This window comes from Pseudomonas sp. GL_135 (assembly GCF_057834665.1).
The window spans coordinates 1,276,741-1,297,106 of record NZ_CM174408.1 but is presented as its reverse complement, the minus strand read 5'-3'; the positions used below and the strand labels follow the sequence as shown (position 1 = coordinate 1,297,106).

Genomic DNA, 20,366 nt, shown 5'->3' with positions numbered 1-20,366 from the left:
CTTGAAACCGCACCAGTGACCCACTGGGCTCGTGCCGGACGCGGACGTAGATCACGACGCGCGAGCGGGAAAAAAACTTCACCAGTGAAACACCAGGCAGGTTTTTAGGAGCACTCAGCAATGCCGATAGATCTCTATCACTTTCTTCAACAGCTGGTTAATGGGATGACCATTGGCAGCACTTACGCCTTGATTGCCATCGGCTACACCATGGTTTACGGCATCATCGGCATGATCAACTTCGCCCATGGCGAGGTGTACATGATCGGGTCGTATGTGGCGTTTATCGCTCTGGCCGGTCTGACCATGCTTGGCCTGGACAGCCTGCCCCTGCTGATTACCGCAGCCTTCGTCGCCAGTATTGTGGTGACCAGCGCCTACGGTTACGCCATCGAGCGAGTTGCCTATCGTCCGTTGCGCGGCAGCAACCGTTTGATCCCTCTGATTTCCGCCATCGGTATGTCGATTTTCCTGCAGAACACCGTGCTGTTGTCGCAGGACTCAAAAGACAAATCGATCCCCAACCTCATTCCCGGCAACTTCGTTTTCGGCCCCGGCAGCACCCATGAAGTGGTGATCTCCTACATGCAGATCCTCATCTTCGTCGTTACGCTGGTGGCCATGCTCGGTCTGACCTGGTTCATCTCCCGCTCTCGCCTGGGTCGCGCCTGCCGTGCCTGTGCCGAAGACATCAAGATGGCCAACCTGCTGGGGATCAACACCAACAACATCATTGCCCTGACCTTTGTCATCGGCGCTGCCCTGGCGGCCGTCGCTGCGGTCCTGCTGAGCATGCAGTACGGCGTGATCAACCCGAACGCCGGTTTCCTCGTCGGCATCAAAGCCTTCACCGCTGCGGTACTGGGCGGCATCGGCAGTATCCCGGGCGCGATGCTCGGCGGTCTGGTGCTGGGCATCGCCGAAGCCTTTGGCGCCGATATCTTCGGTGACCAATACAAGGATGTGGTGGCGTTCGGTCTTCTCGTATTGGTGTTGTTGTTCCGGCCAACAGGCCTGCTCGGCCGTCCGGAGGTTGAAAAAGTATGACCAGGAATCTCAAATCGGCCCTCTTCAGCGCAGTGCTGGTGCTGGCCGTCGCTTACCCGATCCTCGGGCTCAAACTGGACATCGTCGGGATCAATCTCGCGGTAGTCGGCGCCAGCACCACCACCGTGCTGGTGATCTTCGCCGCGGCGTTTCTGATGTTCCTGCGCGTGCTGTTCAACGAACAGATCAGCGCCATGTGGCGTTCGCGTCCGCAGAAACAGCTGATGTCCGACAAAACCAGCAGCTTTCTGACCCTGCCGTCGACCCAACGCTGGTTCCTGGGCGCGCTGGTGATCGCTGCGCTGGTGTGGCCGTTCTTCGGTTCCCGCGGCGCAGTGGACATCGCGACCTTGATCCTGATTTACGTGATGCTCGGCCTGGGCCTGAACATCGTCGTCGGTCTGGCGGGTCTGCTCGACCTGGGCTACGTCGGCTTTTACGCCGTGGGCGCGTACACCTACGCCCTGCTGCAGCACTACTTCGGCTTCGGTTTCTGGATCTGCCTGCCGCTGGCGGGGCTGGCGTCGGCGACGTTCGGCTTTCTGCTCGGCTTCCCGGTCCTGCGCTTGCGTGGTGACTATCTGGCGATCGTGACGCTGGGTTTCGGTGAAATCATTCGCCTGTTCCTGCGTAACCTGACCGACATCACCGGCGGCCCGAACGGTATCAGCAACATCGAAAAACCAACGCTGTTCGGCCTGACCTTCGAGCGCAAGGCTGCCGAAGGCATGCAGACGTTCCACGAATACTTCGGCCTGCCCTACAACTCCATCAATAAGGTGATCTTTCTCTACCTGATCGCCCTGCTGCTGGCGCTGTTGGCGCTGTTCGTGATCAACCGGTTGCTGCGCATGCCCATCGGCCGCGCCTGGGAAGCCCTGCGTGAAGACGAAATCGCCTGCCGCGCGCTGGGTCTGAATCCGACCATCATCAAGCTGTCGGCCTTCACCCTCGGTGCTGCGTTCGCCGGTTTCGCCGGCAGCTTCTTCGCCGCGCGTCAGGGTTTGATTACACCGGAGTCGTTCACCTTCCTGGAGTCGGCGATCATCCTCGCCATCGTGGTCCTGGGCGGCATGGGCTCGCAACTGGGCGTGATCCTCGCCGCCGTGGTGATGATTCTGTTGCCTGAACTGCTTCGCGAATTCAGCGAATACCGGATGCTCGGCTTCGGCGCCTTGATGGTGCTGATGATGATCTGGCGTCCTCAGGGCTTCCTGCCGATGCAGCGTCCCGTCATGAAACTCAAGGGGGAGCGCTGATGAGCCGTCCACTTCTGCAAGCGTCCGGCTTGTGCATGCGCTTTGGCGGTCTGCTGGCCGTCAACGGCGTCGGTCTGACCGTTAACGAGAAACAGGTTGTGTCGATGATCGGCCCGAACGGCGCCGGCAAGACCACCGTGTTCAACTGCCTGACCGGTTTCTACAAGCCCACATCCGGCACGATTCTGCTGGACGGCGAGCCGATTCAGGGCCTGGCCGGCCATGAAATCGCCCGCAAAGGCGTGGTGCGTACGTTTCAGAACGTGCGCCTGTTCAAGGAAATGACGGCGGTGGAAAACCTGCTGGTGGCCCAGCATCGCCACCTCAACACCAATTTCCTGTCCGGCCTGTTCAAGACCCCGGCGTACCGCAAGAGCGAGCGTGAGGCGATGGAATATGCCGAGCACTGGCTGGAAGCGGTTGACCTGAAGGAATTCGCCAACCGTCCTGCCGGCACGCTGGCCTACGGTCAGCAACGCCGCCTGGAAATCGCCCGCTGCATGATGACGCGCCCGCGCATTCTGATGCTCGACGAGCCGGCGGCCGGTCTGAATCCTAAAGAAACCGAAGACTTGAAAGCGTTGATCGGCGTGTTGCGCAACGAGCACAACGCGACGGTGTTGCTGATCGAGCACGACATGAAGCTGGTCATGAGCATTTCCGACCACATCGTGGTGATCAATCAGGGCACGCCGCTGGCCGATGGCACGCCCGAGCAGATCCGTGACAATCCTGAAGTGATCAAAGCCTATCTGGGGGAAGCGTAAATGCTGCAGTTCGATAACGTTTCCACGTTCTACGGCAAGATCCAGGCATTGCACGGTGTCAGCATCGATGTGCAGCAGGGTGAGATTGTCACGCTGATCGGCGCCAATGGCGCGGGCAAATCGACGCTGTTGATGACGCTGTGCGGTTCGCCGCGCGCACACAGTGGCAGCATCCGTTATATGGGTGAAGAGCTGGTCGGTCTGGAGTCGTCGGTGATCATGCGCAAGAGTATTGCGGTGGTGCCGGAGGGCCGTCGTGTGTTCGCGCGCCTGACGGTGGAGGAGAATCTGTCGATGGGCGGGTTCTTTACCGACAAGGCTGATTATCAGGTGCAGATGGATAAGGTGCTTGAGTTGTTCCCGCGTCTGAAGGAGCGTTTCAATCAGCGCGGCGGGACGATGTCTGGCGGCGAGCAGCAGATGCTGGCGATCGGGCGTGCCTTGATGAGCAAGCCGAAGCTGTTGTTGCTGGATGAGCCTTCGCTGGGTCTGGCGCCGATTATTATTCAGCAGATTTTCGAGATTGTTGAGCAGTTGCGGCGGGATGGGGTGACGGTGTTTCTGGTGGAGCAGAATGCGAATCAGGCGTTGAAGATCGCTGATCGTGCGTATGTTCTGGAGAATGGCCGGGTGGTGATGCAGGGGTCGGGGGCGGAGTTGCTGGTTGATCCGAAAGTGCGGGATGCTTATCTGGGCGGGTGAATCTTAAGCAAGATCAAGGGCGTCTGCCTGGGGGCAGACTGTTTCGCCTTCGGCGAGTTACTTGGAAAAGCACCCCCCTCTTGGTTTTAAAGAGCAGCCAAGGGTGCCTGCTCCTGGTTGGGCCCGACTTCGTCGGGTTCCTTCACTCCGGTCCCGCTCCGTGGGCCCGCGCCGAACGGACATCCATGTCCTGACGGCGCTCTCGCCGCATCCCTGCGGCTCGGCCCACTGCGCGAGACCTGCGTTCAGCCTGCACCCAAGTCGCGTTTTGCGGTGTCTGGGCATCTTGTGTTTGAAGATCAAAAGCGCTCTTAAAGCAGATCAAGGGCTTCCCGGCTGAAGCCGATCCTACAGGGGCGCCGCCGGGTTTACAGGTCGCAGCCGGGTCTACTGACTGCATGCATTGCTTTTTGTGGGACCGGCTTTAGCCGGGAAGAGGCCAGTGGCTGCGCCATCATTTTTGAATGTTAAAACCTGCCTGATCTCCCCCGCTCGACCTGTTGATGATCGTTCCCTCGCTCCGCGTGGGAATGCATCCCCTGACGCTCCGCGTCAGCTATGTTCTCGCCCCAACAACAAAGCCAATCCCCTGCGCTCTCAGAGCTTTTCCAGCGCCGCCGTGCTGCGCTCGAACCATTCGCTCAAATAATCCGCCATGACTTGAACCCGCCTCGGCAGCCGTCCTTCGAAGGGGTGGACCAGATACAACGAGGAGACCGGCGTCTGGTAATCGCGCAGCAACCAGTGCAGCCGCCCTTCTTTCAATTCCTCATGAACCATGTACGACGGCAGGCGGGCGATGCCGGCGCCGACCAGTGCGGCTTTTTTCAGGAGGCCGTAGTGGTTGCTGGCGAAGGTGCCACGGACGTTGACGCGGGTCAGGTCGTGTTTCTGGTGGTAAGCCCAGGATTCGCGGCCGGTGTGGTGGCTGTTGAGCAGGCATCGATGAACCCGCAGTTCTTCCGGGGTGTGTGGAGTACCGTGTCTGGCGAGGTAGGCCGGGCTGGCGCAGGTCAGTTCCTGTAACGACAGCAACGGCTTGGCCACCAGACGCTCATCGATGCCCACGCTGGAGCGTATGCCCAGGTCAAAGCCGTCCCGGCGCATGTCGCGGAAGTGGTTGTTGAGGTCTAGCTCGACCTGCACGTCGGGGTAGGTCTGGGCGAATTCGGTGAGCAGGCCTTCAAAGAAGGTTTCGCCCAAGGACACCGGCACGGTCAGGCGCACGGTGCCGATCAGGCTTTCGCTCAGGTAGGCCATGGCGTCGCGAACGCGGTCGCGCTGGGCCAGCAGCGCGCGGGCCTCCGGCAGCAGAATGGCGCCTGCCGAGGTCAGCGTCAGGCTGCGGGTGGTGCGATGGAGCAGCGTCACGCCGAAGTTTTTTTCCAGTTTGCTGATGCGCTTGGACAGTTGGCTGGTACTGGTGTCCAGCCATTGCGCGGCCAGGGTGAAGCTATTGGCCTCCACCAGCATCGCGAACGCGGCCAGGTCGTCCATTTCGCTCATGATTGTTTCCTTTCTGACAAACCGGGATTGCCGTTTAGCCCCTGTATCGGTGGGAAAAGGCGACTCACACTGAGCGCCTGATCCATACCAGGGGAAAACAGCATCATGAAAATTCTATTGATTGGCGCCAGCGGCACCATCGGCTCGGCGATCGAGAAAGAGTTGGCGCCACGCCACGAGATCGTTCGCATCGGCAGAACCGGCGCAGACGAGCACGTCGATATTAGTGACAGCGACTCGATCCGCAAACTATTCGAACGGACAGGCCCTTTCGACGCATTGATTTGCGCGGCGGGCAATGTCACCTTCGCCCCGCTGGGCGAGATGACCGCCGACTCCTGTGCCCTGGGCCTGCGGGACAAGCTGATGGGTCAGGTCAATCTGCTGTTGATCGGCCGGGAATTCGCCAACGACGGCGCGTCCTTCACCTTCACCACCGGCATCCTCAGCGTCGACCCGATTCGCACCGGGGCGTCTGCCAGCCTGGTCAACGGCGCCATCGACGCCTTCGTGCGCGCCGCCGCCATCGAGATGCCGCGCGGCATGCGGGTCAATTCGGTCAGCCCCACTGTGCTGGTCGAAGCCATGGGCAGTTACGCGCCGTACTTCCGCGGCTTCAAGCCGGTCCCCGCAGCGGATGTAGCCTTGGCGTACGCAAAAAGTGTCGAAGGGCTACAAACCGGACAGACCTATCACGTGGGTTAATCGCCCCTTGTGATGCGCGAGCAGGCTGAGTAACGTGGCGGCACTTGTCTGGAGACCGCCCCATGTCCGCTGCTCGCTCTGCCCTGATGTTCGCCCTGTTGCCTCTGTTCGCCGGCTGCCAGTTGATGCCCATGTCGTCCAATGACAGCAAGGTGTCGACGGCCGGCATGATCCGCATGCAGGGCACCCTCAGCGGTGACGGCGGCAAACTGTTCTTCGCCCCGTGCAACGAACAGCGCCGCTATGCAGTAACTGACAAGGGCAACACTGGCATCTTGCAGGAAGCCGCCTCGGTGGTGGACAAGAACGGCAAGGCGTTCGCCGATGTACGCGGCAACTTCGTCGCGAGCAAGGCCCAGGGCAGTGACGGCCAGGCGGACATCTATCAGCTCTACCGCGTCGAACGCCCGAGCGGGGCCTGCGAGGACCCCAACTTCAAGCGCCTGACGATTCATGCCAGCGGCAACGGTCCGAAATGGAACCTCAACGCCAGCGGCAAGGGTCTGGTGCTGGAGCGCGAAGGCAAAGAGCCGTTCGCCGTGCCGTACATGGAAGAGCAGATGCCCGAGGGCCGCTTCAACCTGATCACCGACGCCAACAATCAACACGTCGAGCTCTACGTTGCGCCGCTGCGCTGTGTGGACCCGTCGAACGGCTCGGTGCAGCACCTGACCGCCGAGTTGCGAGTCAACGGCCAGGTTCAGCGCGGCTGCGCGTACTTCGGGGCGATGCGTAACGATTGATAGCCTTACGCTGAACCTGAAATTTCAAACCTGAATCTGGACAGGCGCAACACTTGTGGGAGTGAGCTTGCTCGCGAATGCGGTAGGTCAGGCGCTCACTGCGCCGACTGACAAGACGCTTTCGCGAGCAAGCTCGCTCCCACCTATTCTCCATCAGCCTTGAGATCAAGCTTTCCCAACTGACTCGGTGCAAAGCTAAACGGCGGCTGCGCGGCGGATGTCGTCGCTCGGGCCACCGCTCCCTGCCCAATGTGGCTTATAATCGCGCGCTCTTGTAGTGCTGCCGGGCCGATCCTGCGGCCCGAAACCGGATCTTTCAATGTTACGAATCACCGAATTCAAACTGCCGCTGGACCACGCGGACGACGAACTGCGCCCCGCACTTCTGCAACGCCTGGGCATCGGCAGCGACGAGCTTCTGGATTTCACTCTGTTCAAGCGCAGCTACGATGCGCGCAAGAAATCCACCGAGCTGCAGTTCATTTACACCATCGACTTCCAGGTGCGCGACGAAGCTGCCCTGCTCCAGCGCCTGAGTCACGACAAACACATCGGCCCGGCCCCGGACGTCAGTTACAAAGTGGTTGGCCACGCCCCCGCCGATCTGAGCCAGCGTCCGTTGGTGGTAGGTTTCGGCCCCTGCGGGATCTTTGCCGGCCTGCTGCTGGCGCAGATGGGCTTCAAACCGATCATCCTCGAGCGCGGCACCGAAGTCCGTCAGCGCACCAAGGACACGTGGGGGCTGTGGCGCAAGAACGTGCTCAACCCTGAATCCAACGTACAGTTCGGCGAGGGCGGCGCGGGGACGTTTTCCGACGGCAAGCTCTACAGCCAGATCAAAGACCCGAAATTCATCGGTCGCAAGGTCTTGCACGAGTTCGTCAAAGCCGGCGCGCCGGAAGAGATTCTCTACGTCAGCAAGCCGCACATTGGCACCTTCCGGCTGACCGGCGTTGTCGAGAACATGCGTCATCAGATCGAAGCGCTGGGCGGCGAAGTACGCTTCCAGCAACGCGTCACCGATGTGCTGATCGAAGACGGCCAGATGCAGGGCGTCCTGCTCGACAGCGGCGAGCGCATCGACTCTCGGCACGTGATTCTGGCGCTGGGCCACAGCGCCCGCGACACCTTCCGCATGCTCCACGGCCGCGGCGTGTTCATGGAGGCCAAACCGTTTTCGGTCGGCTTCCGCATCGAGCACCCACAAGGCTTGATCGACCGCGCCCGACTGGGTAAATACGCCGGTCACCCGAAGCTTGGCGCTGCCGATTACAAACTGGTGCACCACGCCAAGAACGGCCGTTCGGTGTACAGCTTCTGCATGTGCCCCGGTGGCACGGTGGTGGCGGCGACTTCCGAGCCCAACCGCGTGGTCACCAACGGCATGAGCCAGTACTCGCGCAACGAGCGCAACGCCAACTCCGGCATCGTCGTCGGCATTACGCCGGAGCAGGATTATCCGGGCAGCCCGCTGGCCGGCATCGAACTGCAGGAGCGACTGGAGTCCCACGCCTACCTCATGGGCGGCGAAACCTACGAAGCCCCGGCGCAACTGGTGGGTGATTTCATCGCGGGCAAAGCGTCGACGGCGTTGGGCGGCGTAGAACCTTCCTACAAGCCGGGCGTCAAGCTGACCGACCTTGCCGACGCATTACCCGCCTTTGCCATCGAAGCCATTCGTGAGGCGCTGCCCGCGTTCGAGAAGCAGATCAGGGGCTTTTCGCAGCACGATGCGATCCTCACCGGCATCGAGACCCGCACCTCCTCGCCCCTGCGCATCACCCGTGGCGAAGACCTGCAGAGCCTCAACGTCAAAGGCCTGTTCCCGGCTGGCGAAGGCGCGGGCTATGCGGGCGGCATCCTGTCGGCCGGCGTCGACGGGATTCGCATCGCTGAAGCGCTGGCCCGAAATATCCTGGGCATCACTGAATAAGCCGCCACAGCGCAAAGCCTGTAGCTGAGACAGCGTACTGAAATGCAAAACGCCCCGAATGATCGGGGCGTTTTTGCAAGCGGGCTTTTACACCAGGCTTCAGGCCATCCAGCGCGGTTTAGTGGCTGACGCGGCTGGTACCGTTGACGGTCATGATGCGGACACGCTCACCCACACGGAAGATCTCGTTTTCCTGAACTTCCTGCACATAAGCACGCATGGTGCCGTCGTCTTCACGCACGGTGATCTCGACGCCTTGAGCACGGGTCAGGCCGCCTTCCGCTGCCGAACCCAGCAAACCACCGGCGACCGCACCGATCACGGCCGTCACGATGCTGCCGCGGCCGCCACCGATGGCGCTGCCACCCACGCCGCCGACAATGGCACCGGCGCCAGCGCCGATCGGGGTTTTGGTGCCTTCAATCTTCACCGGACGCAGCGATTCGATAGTGCCCAGGCGTACGGTCTGCACCTGACGAGCTTCGTCGCGCGAGTACGAGTCGCCGGTGAGGCTTGAAGTACAGCCGCCCAGCGTCAGCGCCATGGCGGTGAACGAAGCAACCAACAGAACAGACTTACGCATAACAGTATCTCCAGAGGAACAGGTAGCCATTAGACTCTGCGACGCCAATCGATGTCACGGTCCTGTACCGATAATTTACGTTTATTCAGGCGTGATACAGCAACCCGCCGACGTCTACAGCAGTGGACGACGGCGCCGGAAATTGATTCAAAGAAAAGTGTGACAGAGCCCCGAGGCTGACAATCAGCCAGTCCGAAAAGCCAGCAATCAGGGGGCCAGGCGCTCTCGCTGCCATTCACTTTCAACCCGTCGATAGTTCAGGCGGTCGTGCAGACGGCTTGGACGTCCCTGCCAGAATTCGATGCGATCCGGTACCAGACGATAACCGCCCCAGTGATCGGGACAGTCAGGCTGGGTGTCCATGAAACGCGCCTCGGTGGCTTTGAGCAAACCTTCGAGTTCTTCACGGTCGGCGATCACCTGGCTTTGCGGCGATGCCCAGGCACCCAGGCGGCTACCGAGGGGGCGTACCTGGAAATAGGCGTCGGATTCTTCGTGGCTGACTTTGGCCACGCGGCCCTCGATGCGCACCTGACGTTCCAGCGTGGGCCAGAAGAACGTCATGGCGGCAAAAGGACGTGCGTTCAACTGCTGGCCTTTGGCGCTTTCGTAGTTCGAAAAGAACGTGAACCCCTGAGCGTCCAGGCCTTTGAGCAGCAGGACCCGGCAATGCGGGCGGCCGTCGGCATCGACAGTCGCCAGCGTCATGGCGTTGGCCTCCACCGGCGCTTGCTCGGTCTGGACCGCTTCGTTGAACCAGTGATGAAACAGTGCGAAGGGTTCTTCCGGAGCCTGGGCTTCGGTCAACCCTTCGCGGGCATAGTTACGACGCATATCGGCCAAACGCTGGCTCATCACTGCCTTCCTTAATCGAGATTCGTGAACAGATTCCCGATCTTAACCTCAGTTGCTGGCTTGAGCATCCGGGGCAGGTTTTTTGGCGGCTGCTTTCGCAGGCGCTGCCTTGGCTTTCGCTGGCGCAGCTTTCTTCACCGGCGCTTTTTTGGCCGCAGGCGCTTTGGCGGCAGAAGCCTTGGTGGCAGCGGCCTTCTTGACCGGTGCGGCCGATTTGACAGGCGCAGCCGCCTTGGTCGGTGCGGCAACCGGTGCCGGAGCCGGCGCGTTGGCAGTTTGCACGGCCAGCAGGGTTGGCGCCGGCGGCAAGTTGTACTTGGCCATCTGGGCAACCATGGTGTCTTGCGGGGTCAGGATGATTTCCACGCGGCGGTTCAATGCGCGACCCGGCGCGCTGTCGCTGGCTGCACGGGGCATGTCGGCGCCCATGCCACGCAGGCTCAGGCGGTTACGCTGCAGGCCGCTGAGGCGGAAAATTGCCGCGACCGATTGTGCGCGCTGCTGGCTGATCTTGAGATCGGCATCGCCGGCGACATCACCGTGACCCAACACCAGAACAGCGGCGCGCGGGTCGACTTCAACGATCTTGGCCATGCGGCTGATCGGGCCGAGGTTGGTCGGCAGGAGCATTTCCGGACGTTTCGGATTGAAAGTACTGTCGACCGGCGCGGTCACCACGAGAATGTCGTCACGGCGCTCAAGCTGGAACTGGCTGTCCTTGATCGCTTCGCGGACTTTCGGCTCATTCAGATCCAGCCAGGCTTGGGTCACTTTAGGGTCGACTTTGGGAACAGCTGGCGCTGCGTCTTTTTTGGCTTCGGTTGCGCCGAACGGCCACCACCATTTGTTGGCGTCGCCGGCCTGAGCAACCGCCGGGGCTGCAGCCGGTTGAGTGGCGGCAACTTCCGGTTTCTTCTGGGTCTCGCCGTGGTCAGAATCAAACGGCCAGTACCAGCGCGTGCCGGTCTCGGCCTGGGCTTTTGCCACTTGCGCAGCCGCGGGGGTTGGCGCCGGGGCTGCAGGCGCAGCATCGGCGCCTTTGCCTGAGCCGAACGACCACCAGTGGTCATTGCTGGCCGATTGGTCCTGAGGGGTTTGCGCACAGCCGGTGACGGCGAGGCAGATGGCGAATGCGAGGCTTTTGTTAGCTGACATGGGTGACCCACATGAATAATTGATCAGAAAATGAACGAAGCAGCGCTCATATAACACGCATAAAGACCGTTTTGGAAAAAGAAACCGCCCTACGGTTCGGTTATCCAGATTTAACTGACAGTCGGTAGAACAAGCACTTAACGACGATAGTTATTGCAAACACTCACCAAGCTCGCGCACGAGACGCTGAGCGCGTGGATCCATCAGCACGTAAGGACCGAGGGTATTCGTCACGAAACCGAACGCGACATCGCGCTCGGGATCAGCGAAACCTACCGAGCCGCCTGCGCCGGGATGGCCGAACGACTTGGCACCCAGGCCAAATGTTGCGTTAGGCACCGCGGGTTGATCGAGCATGCAGCCCAGACCGAAGCGCGTCTGGGTGAGCAGCGTCTTGTCCTGGCCGATGCTGTGCTCGCGGGTGAGTTCGTTGAGCAAGTCGCCGTCCAGCAGGCTGCCATCCAGCAAGCCGCTGTAGAAACCGGCCAGACTGCGTGCGTTGCCATGGCCATTGGCGGCAGGTTGCTGCATGCGCCGCCATTCCGGCTTGTTGGTGCTGGTCATGATCGACGGCGGGTTGGTGAACGCCCTGGCGGTCATGGAAGCGGGTTCGCGCATCGTGGTTTGCAGCAGCCGCTGTGCGGACTCATCGCCGGTATTGCCCTTGCCTCTGGCGATGTGGGCGACGCGGTGAAACTCTTCATCAGCGAGACCGACATGGAAATCCAGGCCCAATGGCCGTGAAATACGCGCCGCAATGGATTCGCCCGGGCCACGCCCGTCGGCACGGCGAATTATCTCGCCCACCAGCCAGCCGTAGGTGATGGCGGCATAGCCGTGGCCCTGCCCCGGCGTCCACCAGGGCTCCTCGGCAGCCAACGCACTTGTCATGGTCTGCCAGTCGTAAAGCGCTTCGGCCGGCAATATTTCCCGGATCGCCGGGAGCCCGGCCTGATGGCAGAGCAACTGCCGCAATGTGATGGACTGTTTGCCGTTGGCAGAAAACTCGGGCCAAAGACGCGCGACGGGCTCATCCAGACTCAGCTTGCCCTCGCCCACTAATTGCAGGGCCGTGACCGCGGTAAAGGTCTTGGTGCAGGAGAACAGATTGGCGATGGTGTCGCTGTGCCAGACCTCGCCGCCATCCTTGTCTGCCGTGCCCGCCCACAGATCCAGCACCGTCTCGCCGCCAATCTGCACGCACAGCGCAGCGCCACGCTCCTGCGGATCGTCGAACAGCGCCGCGAACGCCTCGCGTACGGCCTCAAACTGAAGCTCGAAATGGCCTTGAATCTGCACGGTCTGGCTCTCCGGTCGGGCTGCAAAAATGGCGAACATTGTTCCAGCGAATGATCGCTTTGGGAACCGCCCGGTTAAGGGCGCTTGCCGATCACATCCACGACCTGTCCATTGGCCTTGCGCACTGCCTCAACAAAGCCCTGGTACGGCACGTCGGTGATGCCCACCAGCCCGAGATGGCCGTTTTCGCCGTCGAGCAAGCGGCCCGTGACAGGCTGATCCAGGTACTGGAACCAGTGCACGCCGACGATGGAGGGCTCGGCCAGCGCGCTTTTCAGGAAGTTGGCGTAAGCCGGCCCACGATCTTCCTCACGTGGCACTTCGAGCACCCCGCCCCAGAACGGCCCGCGATCACGGGAGCCGAAATGAAACTCGGTGACCATCACAGGCTTGTCGAGCACGCGCAGTTTCGCGAAGTCCACGCCGTCCTGGGGTTTGAGGGTGTATGAGTTGAAGCTCAGCACGTCGCAGAACTTGGCGCAGGCTTCAACCGCTTCGGGGCTGGTGACGCCAAAGCGGCCACCGAGCAGCAGATGGTTCGGCGCATGCCACTTGAGCGCGTCGGAAATGGTCTTGAAATAGGTCTCGGCGAACACACGCTGGAAATACCGGAAGTCGTTTTCGATCTCCGGGTGCTCTGCGCTCGGCAGCGGCGGCTCGAAGCCCGGGTCCTCCATCAACTCCCAGGCCGATAGATTGATGCCCCACGCTTTGGACAGCCCTTCTTCATTGCGGTATTTATCGCGCAACTGCTTGAGGAATGCGCGCTTGGCCGGCACATCGGTGGTCAACTTTAGGGTGCCGTAGGCCAATGCGTAGCGATCCTTCGGATCGTTGCCCGGCGCAGCCCAGGCCAGTTCGTTATCGGCGAAGTAGCCGATCAGATACGGGTCATCCCGATGATCGCGCGCAGCGATGGCGACGGCCCGCTCGGTGGCCATGGCGAAGCGCGGATCGAACGGATCCGGCATGCCGCCCCACCAGTCCAGGCCGGTGCTGATGCTCACGTAGTCGCCAACAATGGACAGCGGCAGTGTGTAGGGCACGCGCTCCTTCTTGCTGCTTTCGAGGTTTTGCAGCGCGGGCTCGCTCCAGTTGCCGACGGTGTTGAAACCCCAGGCCTGCAAGCGTTGCAAGGTGTGGTCGACCCAGCGTCTGCTGTCCACGATCACCGGTTTGCATTCAACAGCAGGCGCAGGCGCGGCGGGCTTTTCGGGCTGAGGCGCTGGCGCGGTCTGCCCGGCAGCGCTGTCGGCAGTGGAGGCCGTCGCGGCTGTGCTTGCGTCTTCGTCGTCAGCCGGATCGGCAGGCTTTGAGACTTCCACGCACTTCGGCACACCGTACGTGCGCTGCAGGTTGGCCCCATAGAAATCGAACCAGCGGCCCTGATCGAACTGTCGGTTACGGTTGGCGCCCGTCTCGCGGTTGTCATCGCCCTTGCCGTAGAACGCGGCGAGCGGATCGTCGCTGCCAGGCAGGCCGGTGAACAGGGCTTCGCGGCCTTCGACGTAGGTCTGGCTGTCGTCAGCGGCGACAGCGTTTACCCCCAGTGAGTAAAAAGGGTGCCCTTCGGGCGTCACCAAGTACCAGCGCTCGTCGCGCTTCTCGGTGCGGAAAAAGCCCTTCGCTTCGAACGCCGGTCCGTTGAGCAAGCCGCCGTATTTGTCGTGGGCCGGACGGTCTTTCAGCCAGCCTTGCAGTTGTTGCTGTTCCTTGGCCGTCAACGTCTTGAGCTGATCGTCACTGGTGACCTTCTCCGGCCACTTGCCCCGGGTGAACTGACCGTAGCCATCAACCAGGTTGCTGTAGGCGGCGGTTTGCAGCGCGTCGCCCTCTTGCACGCCGAACTTCTCGATCAGGACGGACTGCGCCACATTGGGTTGAGACATCGACACGGTGACCGATGACACCTCAGCGCTGTTCAGCTCACCCTCGGTGTTCGCCAGCAACACGCGCTGCCCTTCGTATATCCACGGCATCGGAGGGCCGGCGCGCATGCCCTGGCTCAGTGGCGAGCTGGCCTTGAGCGGCAGCACCAGGGTTTGCGCCGGCCCGGCCGGCAGGTCGATGCGGCTGGTGAGGATTTTGCCGTCGCGGCTTTCGATCTGCACGTACACCGTCAATGCCCAGTCCATCGCGCTCTGCAGCCGCAAGGTCATGGCGCTGTCGTGGCTCCAGTCCCAGACGCCGGTCTGCGGGGTCAGTCGCAGGCTGGGTTTGGCGACCGGATTGAAAACCACGCGGCGCAATACTTCGCCCTCGGCGGTCTGCTCGGCGTTGGCTTGGGGAAACCCGGCATCCTGAGTCGTGACCTTGACCACGTCGGCGGGCCGGACGAAATTGAACAGCGTTTGCTGCACATCAGGCGCGGCGTGGGCCATACCGGCGCACAGCGTGGCAAGGAGGGCGGACAGTGAACGGCGAATCATGTGATCTGAAGCTCCTTGATCGTCTGAGGCCCGGAGCACGACGAGGTTGCGCGCCTCCGGGCGGACCGAGTGTTAAGACCCGGTCAACCGTGTTTCATTTGCAACACGGACTCAGGAAATTTCGCGCCGGAATGGCGGCAGGGCGTTGAGGATGGCTTTGCCATAGCGCTGGGTCACGACCCGGCGATCCAGCAACGTGATGATGCCGCGGTCCTGCTCGGTGCGCAGCAGACGACCGCAGGCCTGGATCAGGCGCAACGAGGCGTCGGGAACGGCGATTTCCATGAACGGATTACCGCCTCGCGCTTCGATCCATTCGGCGAGCGCAGCTTCGACCGGATCATCCGGCACGGCGAAGGGAATCTTGGCAATCACCACGTGCTCGCAATACGCCCCCGGAAGATCGACCCCTTCGGCGAAGCTCGCCAGCCCGAACAGAACGCTTTCATCGCCACCGTCGACCCGCGCCTTGTGCTTGTTGAGGGTTTCTTGTTTCGACAGGTTGCCCTGGATGAACACCCGCTTGCGCCAGTCACGTTCCAGCCCGTCGAACACTTCCTGCATCTGCTTGCGGGACGAGAACAGCACCAGCGTGCCTTTGGAGCCTTCGACCAGATTTGGGAGTTCACGGATGATGGCGGCCGTGTGTTCGGCCGCGTTGCGAGGGTCGGCTTTGAGGTCCGGCACGCGCAACACGCCCGCGTCAGCATGGTGGAACGGACTGGGCACCACGGCGGTAACAGCGTCTTTCGGCAGCCCGGCGCGCATGCGGAAGCGGTCGAACTTGCCCAGCGCGGTCAACGTAGCCGAAGTCACCAGCGCGCCGTAAGCCACGTTCCACAGGTTGCGGCGCAGCATTTCGGCGGCCAGGATCGGGCTGGCGTTGACCTCGATGTCGAACAGCGAACCGCTGTCGGCCAGGGTCAACCAACGCGCCATGGGCGGGCTGTTTTCCGGGTCTTCAGCGGTGAAGGCGGTCCACAACTCCCAGTTGCCGTGGGCGCGGGCCAGCAAGCTGCCGAACAACGGATACCACTCTTCCGCCTGATGGCTGGCGATGCCGATGTTGACCTCGCCGTCCATGCCTTCTTTAAGCAGCTCGGTCAGGCGCGTGAACAGATCGTCGAGCCGGGCGAAGCCTTTTTTCAGCTCAATGCCCATCTCGCGCATGTGTTCGGGGACCACACCGCCGACGAAGCGATGGCGCGGACGCTCGCGGCCTTCCATGTCTTCGCCTTGCTTGAAGTCAGCCAATTGCTCGCAGGCGGTGAACATGAATTGCTGCTGGGTTTTGATCTCCCGTGCCAGCTCGGGCACCTGCTCGATCAACTTGCCCAGATCGCCCGGCAGCGGGTGCTGGGCGAGCAATTTGGTGAGGTTTTTGGCGGTTTGCTCCAGCCAGTCGGCGGTGGAGCGCAGGCGACTGAAATGGGCGAAGTGGCCGATCGCCTTGTCTGGCAGGTGGTGGCCTTCGTCGAACACATACAGGGTGTCGCGGGGATCGGGCAGGACTGCACCGCCGCCCAGCGCGAGATCGGCGAGGACCATGTCGTGGTTGGTGACGATGACGTCGACTTTGCCCATGCCCTCGCGGGCTTTGTAGAAGGCACACTGCTGAAAGTTCGGGCAATGGCGGTTGGTGCACTGGCTGTGATCGGTGGTCAGGCGCGCCCAGTCCTGATCGGCCAGCTCCTGGGGCCAGCTGTCGCGATCGCCGTCCCATTTGTTACCGGCAAGCTTTTCGATCATGGTGGTAAAAAGCTTCTGGCTGGCCTCATCCACTTCGATCTTGAAGCCTTCTTCTTCGAACAGCTGCGCGGTCGCGCTCTGGGCGTCGCCTTCCTGCAGCAGCATGTCGAGTTTGGACAGGCACATGTAGCGGCCGCGGCCCTTGGCCAGCGCGAACGTGAAATTCAAGCCGCTGTTGCGCATCAGGTCGGGCAGGTCTTTGTAAACGATCTGCTCCTGCAGCGCGACGGTCGCAGTGGCGATGACCAGGCGCTTGCCCGCGGCCTTGGCGGTCGGAATGGCTGCGATGGCGTAGGCAACGGTTTTGCCGGTGCCGGTCCCCGCCTCGACCGCTACCACGGCGGGATCACCCGAACGGCGGCCTTCTTCGTCGGTATCGACGTCGCCCAGTACCTTCGCCACTTCAGCGATCATCAGGCGCTGGCCGTAACGAGGCTTGAGGCTCTTGGCTTCGAGGAAACGCGAGTAGGCGCCCTGAATCTGGGATTTGAGTTCGGTGCTGATCATGGGCTGGGTCGTTGGCTCGGCGTCACGGGTGCTGAATGAAAACACGAAAACCGCTGGATATATCTTCAGTAGTCGCAGCGGGCGGCTATCATACCGCGCTAATTCTTTCTGCGCAGATCGGAGTTCTTGATGTCACCTGTAGCCTTTGTCTACGCCTTGCATGTGCTGGCAGCGATTGTGTGGGTAGGAGGTATGTTTTTCGCCTGGATGATTCTTCGACCGGCGGTCACCGTCGCTCTGGAGGGCCCGGCCCGTTTGAAGCTGTGGCTGCAGGTGTTGCCGCGTTTCTTCGTCTGGGTCTGGTGCGCGGTGATCATGCTGCCGGTGACTGGCATTGGCATGATCAATGTCAACTTCAGCGGCTTCCAGACTGCGCCCCGTTATGTGCAAGTAATGATGGGGCTGTATGTGGTGATGGTGGCGTTGTTTCTGCGGGTTTCGACGTTGAACCTGCCGCAATTGCGCAAGGCTGTGCTTGCCGAGCAATGGGCTGACGGCGCTGCGGCGCTGGCTGGAATGCGACGTCTGGTGGGGATCAATCTGATGGTTGGGGTGGCCGTAGTGGCAATCGCTGCCATGAGGCCCATGTTTTAGAGGTGGGAAGAGCTGCTCACGAAAAGGCGGTCCACCCGCTGGATATCCGGCGGCTAAGCGGCCGTCTTCGTGCAAGCTCACTCCCGCATGAACCGTGTCGGCTCCACCAATGAGAGCCGTCTGGACGGTAAATAACGCCTGTGGGTTATCGGGCTTATAAGTTGCGAACCACGATAGCGCCCGTTGGCCCTGCGGCACCGGACTGCCCTTTGTCACCGTTCTTGCCGGACCTGGCGCCGTCCGCGCGATAGACCACGCAGCCTTTGGACGCGCCGCCTTTGCCGCCGCGACCACCGTCGCCGCCAATCCCACCGGCGCCGCCCTGAACGTTGACCTTGATGCGTTCATTGCCGAAAGTCGCTGGCAGCTCAAGACGAACAAGCGCACCCGGCGCGCCATCACGGCCGTTGCCGCCATTGTCGCCGTCGATCCCGCGACTGGCGGAACCCCAGGTGCAGCCCGGATCGATGCCGTTGCCGCCGTCGAGGCCGACGTACCCGGGTGAGCCCGCGCCGCCACGGGCGTCGACGAAGAGTTGGTCAGCGTTGAGTTGTTCAATCCTCACGTTGAGGTTGCGGCCTGGGGTTGGCGCTTTTTCGAAGGTGCCCGGGGCGCCCCGCGCGGTGATTTCGGCGCCACTGCCGAGGTCGCCCTGTTTGACTTGCAGGCTGAACGGTTCGGCGCTGGGGACGATGGCGATGCGTGATTCGTGGCCCATGACGAGTTGGCCGACTTTGACTTCGGTGAGCCCGGCCGGGATCAGCAGGGTGCCGTAGTCGGCGACTTCGAGTCGATCCAGTTGCAATACGCTGGTTTTGGAGGGCAGGCGCATGAGCGAGTGGGTTTCGACGGAGATGGTCTGGGCCATGATCCAGGGGCTGGTCAGGGCGGACAGCAGGCCTGCCGTCATCAGCATCGCGTTACGCATGGTGTACCTCCGCCAGTGGGCGTTTGAATGTGTTCAGGTGAAAGAGGCCGAAGAGCAGAATCTGGAGACGATCGCGCATGGGATGGGGACGGCCGCGCAGGCTGGCGTTGTAGCCGATCAGTTCGATGAGGTGGACGAGCAGCAAGAGGCCGCCTGCCAGTTTGAATAACAGGTCGAAGGGGTGTGGCATGGCGATGGTCAGGCTGGTGATTACCAGTAGCCAGAATGCTGTTGTCAGTACTTTCCCTGTTCCCCAAATCACACTCATGTGGTGCCTCTGCTGTTTTTGGTTTTGTGCGGTGAAAACGGTTTGCGCACAGTACGGTGAGGCGGGGGACTATGCCAGAGGCAGGCTTTAAAGTTTCTGGTGTTTGACGGCTTGGATTGGGTGAATATCCGTTATCTCGGGTGGTGCTGAGATGAGGTCTGCCTAGGGGCAGACATTTCGCCTTCGGCGAGTTACTTGGAAAAGCACCCCAAGTAGCCAAGGGTGCTTGCTCCTGGTTTGGCCCCTCGTGCCTCGGGGTTCCTTCACTCCGACGACGCTCCGTGGGCCCAAGTCGCGTTCTGCGGTGTTTGAACCTTGTGCGCACGAAGATCAAAAGCAACGGCAACGGCTTCCCGACTGAAGCCGGTCCCACTGAATGCACGCGCAGCTGCTAGTGGGACCGGCTTTAGCCGGGAAGGGGCCGGTCTGGACAATGGTTGTTTTGAACATGAAAACTAAATGCCAGAAATAGAAAAACCCCGGCTTTCAAACCGGGGCTTCCTTTAAAGCTTCAACCTTGTCTCAACGGTTGATTTTGATCTCGACGCGGCGGTTCAGGGCTCGGCCGTCGGCGGTTTTGTTGTCGGCGACGGGGCGGGCTTCGCCGTCACCTTCGACGGACGCGAACGAAGCGCGCGGGATGCCGGCGCTGACGAGGTAGTCAGTCACCGATTGCGCACGTTTTTGCGACAGTTTCTGGTTGTAGGCATCGCCGCCCACGCTGTCGGTGTGACCGCTGACATGGAGCTGGACGTTCGGGGCTTCGGTTTTGAGTTTGGTCGCGACCATGTCCAGTTGTTGTTTGTCACCCGGTGTCAGGGTGGCTTTATTGAACTCGAAGTGCACGTCACGGATGGTGATGATCTCTTCTTTCGGCAGCACCACCGGAGCGGCCATCGGTTCAGGCGCCGGAGTCACGATCGGGCAACCAGTGGCATCAACCGGTGTGCCTTTAGGTGTGTCCGGGCATTTGTCCCTGCTGTTGAGGACGCCGTCGCCGTCATCATCGCCATCCCCATGGACCCAGCAATACGCGCCAGCCATGACGCCCACCGCAGCACCGAAGCCTGCCGCAACCGAGGCGGACTGGAAGGCGCCGATCGCTGCGCCGCTCAGTGCGCCACCGGCCGCACACAGAGGCCAGTCGGTCTTTTGCAAGCCCGCACAGCCCGTCAATACACTGGTCACCAAAATCAGAGGTAACGCTGTCCGAATCATGCTCATACCGTTCTTCTCCTTTGGAATCGGCTAAAACCGATTGAAGTGCAGTAAAGACGGGTGTGGGGCCGTTCGCCACCCTGATTTCAGGGCTTTTGCGGGATTCGAACCCAAGAATT

The 20,366-nt window shown here is 61.4% G+C and carries 18 protein-coding genes; 8 read left to right on the top strand and 10 right to left on the bottom strand.

Going from position 1 to position 20,366, the window contains the following annotated elements:
- Positions 1 to 120 precede the first annotated feature (120 nt).
- The 4 genes from livH to AC3ISG_RS05855 are packed head-to-tail and all read left to right on the top strand — an operon-like array spanning position 121 to position 3,775.
- Positions 121 to 1,047, top strand: a complete 927-nt coding sequence (livH, locus tag AC3ISG_RS05870) for a high-affinity branched-chain amino acid ABC transporter permease LivH (protein ID WP_122536639.1) — start codon at positions 121 to 123, stop codon at positions 1,045 to 1,047.
- Positions 1,044 to 2,306 carry a high-affinity branched-chain amino acid ABC transporter permease LivM gene (locus tag AC3ISG_RS05865; protein ID WP_122536638.1) on the top strand — a complete coding sequence of 421 codons (1,263 nt, stop codon included), beginning with the start codon at positions 1,044 to 1,046 and terminating at the stop codon, positions 2,304 to 2,306. Before livH ends, AC3ISG_RS05865 begins: the two co-directional genes overlap by 4 nt.
- The gene (livG, locus tag AC3ISG_RS05860; protein WP_122536637.1) at positions 2,306 to 3,073 is read left to right on the top strand and encodes a high-affinity branched-chain amino acid ABC transporter ATP-binding protein LivG; all 768 of its coding nucleotides are present in this window, start codon (positions 2,306 to 2,308) and stop codon (positions 3,071 to 3,073) included. Before AC3ISG_RS05865 ends, livG begins: the two co-directional genes overlap by 1 nt.
- Positions 3,074 to 3,775 (top strand): ABC transporter ATP-binding protein, encoded by a 702-nt coding sequence (locus tag AC3ISG_RS05855; protein ID WP_065992624.1) that lies wholly within the window; start codon positions 3,074 to 3,076, stop codon positions 3,773 to 3,775. It begins immediately after the preceding gene.
- A 597-nt stretch (positions 3,776 to 4,372) separates the two neighbouring features.
- On the opposite strand, the gene AC3ISG_RS05850 is transcribed toward AC3ISG_RS05855, so the two are convergent.
- Positions 4,373 to 5,281 carry a LysR family transcriptional regulator gene (locus tag AC3ISG_RS05850; RefSeq protein ID WP_489298715.1) on the bottom strand — a complete coding sequence of 303 codons (909 nt, stop codon included), beginning with the start codon at positions 5,279 to 5,281 and terminating at the stop codon, positions 4,373 to 4,375.
- A 105-nt stretch (positions 5,282 to 5,386) separates the two neighbouring features.
- Here AC3ISG_RS05850 and AC3ISG_RS05845 point away from each other — a divergent pair, with 105 nt between their 5' ends.
- The 3 genes from AC3ISG_RS05845 (at position 5,387) to AC3ISG_RS05835 (ending at position 8,662) form a co-directional block, all read left to right on the top strand.
- On the top strand, positions 5,387 to 5,986 hold the full coding sequence (locus AC3ISG_RS05845; protein WP_489298714.1) for a short chain dehydrogenase: 600 nt from the start codon (positions 5,387 to 5,389) through the stop codon (positions 5,984 to 5,986).
- 62 nt (positions 5,987 to 6,048) lie between these two features.
- Positions 6,049 to 6,729: a COG3650 family protein gene (locus AC3ISG_RS05840; protein WP_489298713.1), complete on the top strand. Its 681-nt coding sequence runs from the start codon at positions 6,049 to 6,051 to the stop codon at positions 6,727 to 6,729.
- Positions 6,730 to 7,048: 319 nt separating this feature from the next.
- Positions 7,049 to 8,662 carry an NAD(P)/FAD-dependent oxidoreductase gene (locus tag AC3ISG_RS05835; protein ID WP_489298712.1) on the top strand — a complete coding sequence of 538 codons (1,614 nt, stop codon included), beginning with the start codon at positions 7,049 to 7,051 and terminating at the stop codon, positions 8,660 to 8,662.
- Positions 8,663 to 8,780: 118 nt separating this feature from the next.
- On the opposite strand, the gene AC3ISG_RS05830 is transcribed toward AC3ISG_RS05835, so the two are convergent.
- The 6 genes from AC3ISG_RS05830 to dinG all read right to left on the bottom strand — a co-directional run bounded on the left by AC3ISG_RS05830 (position 8,781) and on the right by dinG (position 17,239).
- Positions 8,781 to 9,245, bottom strand: a complete 465-nt coding sequence (locus AC3ISG_RS05830) for an outer membrane lipoprotein (protein WP_037012225.1) — start codon at positions 9,243 to 9,245, stop codon at positions 8,781 to 8,783.
- 207 nt (positions 9,246 to 9,452) lie between these two features.
- Positions 9,453 to 10,100, bottom strand: coding sequence for a pyridoxamine 5'-phosphate oxidase (gene pdxH, locus AC3ISG_RS05825; RefSeq protein ID WP_122536632.1), 648 nt, complete (start codon positions 10,098 to 10,100; stop codon positions 9,453 to 9,455).
- A 48-nt stretch (positions 10,101 to 10,148) separates the two neighbouring features.
- Positions 10,149 to 11,255: an OmpA family protein gene (locus tag AC3ISG_RS05820; protein ID WP_489298711.1), complete on the bottom strand. Its 1,107-nt coding sequence runs from the start codon at positions 11,253 to 11,255 to the stop codon at positions 10,149 to 10,151.
- A gap of 150 nt (positions 11,256 to 11,405) precedes the next feature.
- Complete coding sequence (locus AC3ISG_RS05815) at positions 11,406 to 12,554, bottom strand: serine hydrolase domain-containing protein (RefSeq protein WP_489298710.1); 1,149 nt, start codon at positions 12,552 to 12,554, stop codon at positions 11,406 to 11,408.
- 74 nt (positions 12,555 to 12,628) lie between these two features.
- A complete protein-coding gene (locus tag AC3ISG_RS05810) occupies positions 12,629 to 14,983 on the bottom strand; it encodes a beta-galactosidase (RefSeq protein ID WP_489298709.1) in 2,355 nt (784 codons plus the stop codon).
- 111 nt (positions 14,984 to 15,094) lie between these two features.
- Positions 15,095 to 17,239, bottom strand: coding sequence for an ATP-dependent DNA helicase DinG (gene dinG, locus AC3ISG_RS05805; RefSeq protein ID WP_065992603.1), 2,145 nt, complete (start codon positions 17,237 to 17,239; stop codon positions 15,095 to 15,097).
- Positions 17,240 to 17,368: 129 nt separating this feature from the next.
- On the opposite strand from dinG, the gene AC3ISG_RS05800 reads away from it, so the two are divergent.
- Complete coding sequence (locus AC3ISG_RS05800) at positions 17,369 to 17,833, top strand: CopD family protein (protein WP_489298708.1); 465 nt, start codon at positions 17,369 to 17,371, stop codon at positions 17,831 to 17,833.
- Between the two features lie 154 nt (positions 17,834 to 17,987).
- Here the strand turns inward: AC3ISG_RS05800 and AC3ISG_RS05795 are convergent, their stop codons facing one another.
- The 3 genes from AC3ISG_RS05795 to AC3ISG_RS05785 all read right to left on the bottom strand — a co-directional run bounded on the left by AC3ISG_RS05795 (position 17,988) and on the right by AC3ISG_RS05785 (position 20,253).
- Positions 17,988 to 18,761 (bottom strand): collagen-like protein, encoded by a 774-nt coding sequence (locus tag AC3ISG_RS05795; RefSeq protein ID WP_205486944.1) that lies wholly within the window; start codon positions 18,759 to 18,761, stop codon positions 17,988 to 17,990.
- The gene (locus tag AC3ISG_RS05790) at positions 18,754 to 19,029 is read right to left on the bottom strand and encodes a DUF1145 domain-containing protein (RefSeq protein WP_272630765.1); all 276 of its coding nucleotides are present in this window, start codon (positions 19,027 to 19,029) and stop codon (positions 18,754 to 18,756) included. The genes AC3ISG_RS05795 and AC3ISG_RS05790 overlap by 8 nt, the downstream gene beginning before the upstream one ends.
- 522 nt (positions 19,030 to 19,551) lie before the next feature.
- Entirely contained in the window at positions 19,552 to 20,253 is a 702-nt protein-coding gene (locus AC3ISG_RS05785; RefSeq protein ID WP_122536131.1) for a PA1041 family peptidoglycan-binding anchor lipoprotein, read from the bottom strand.
- Positions 20,254 to 20,366: the final 113 nt, after the last annotated feature.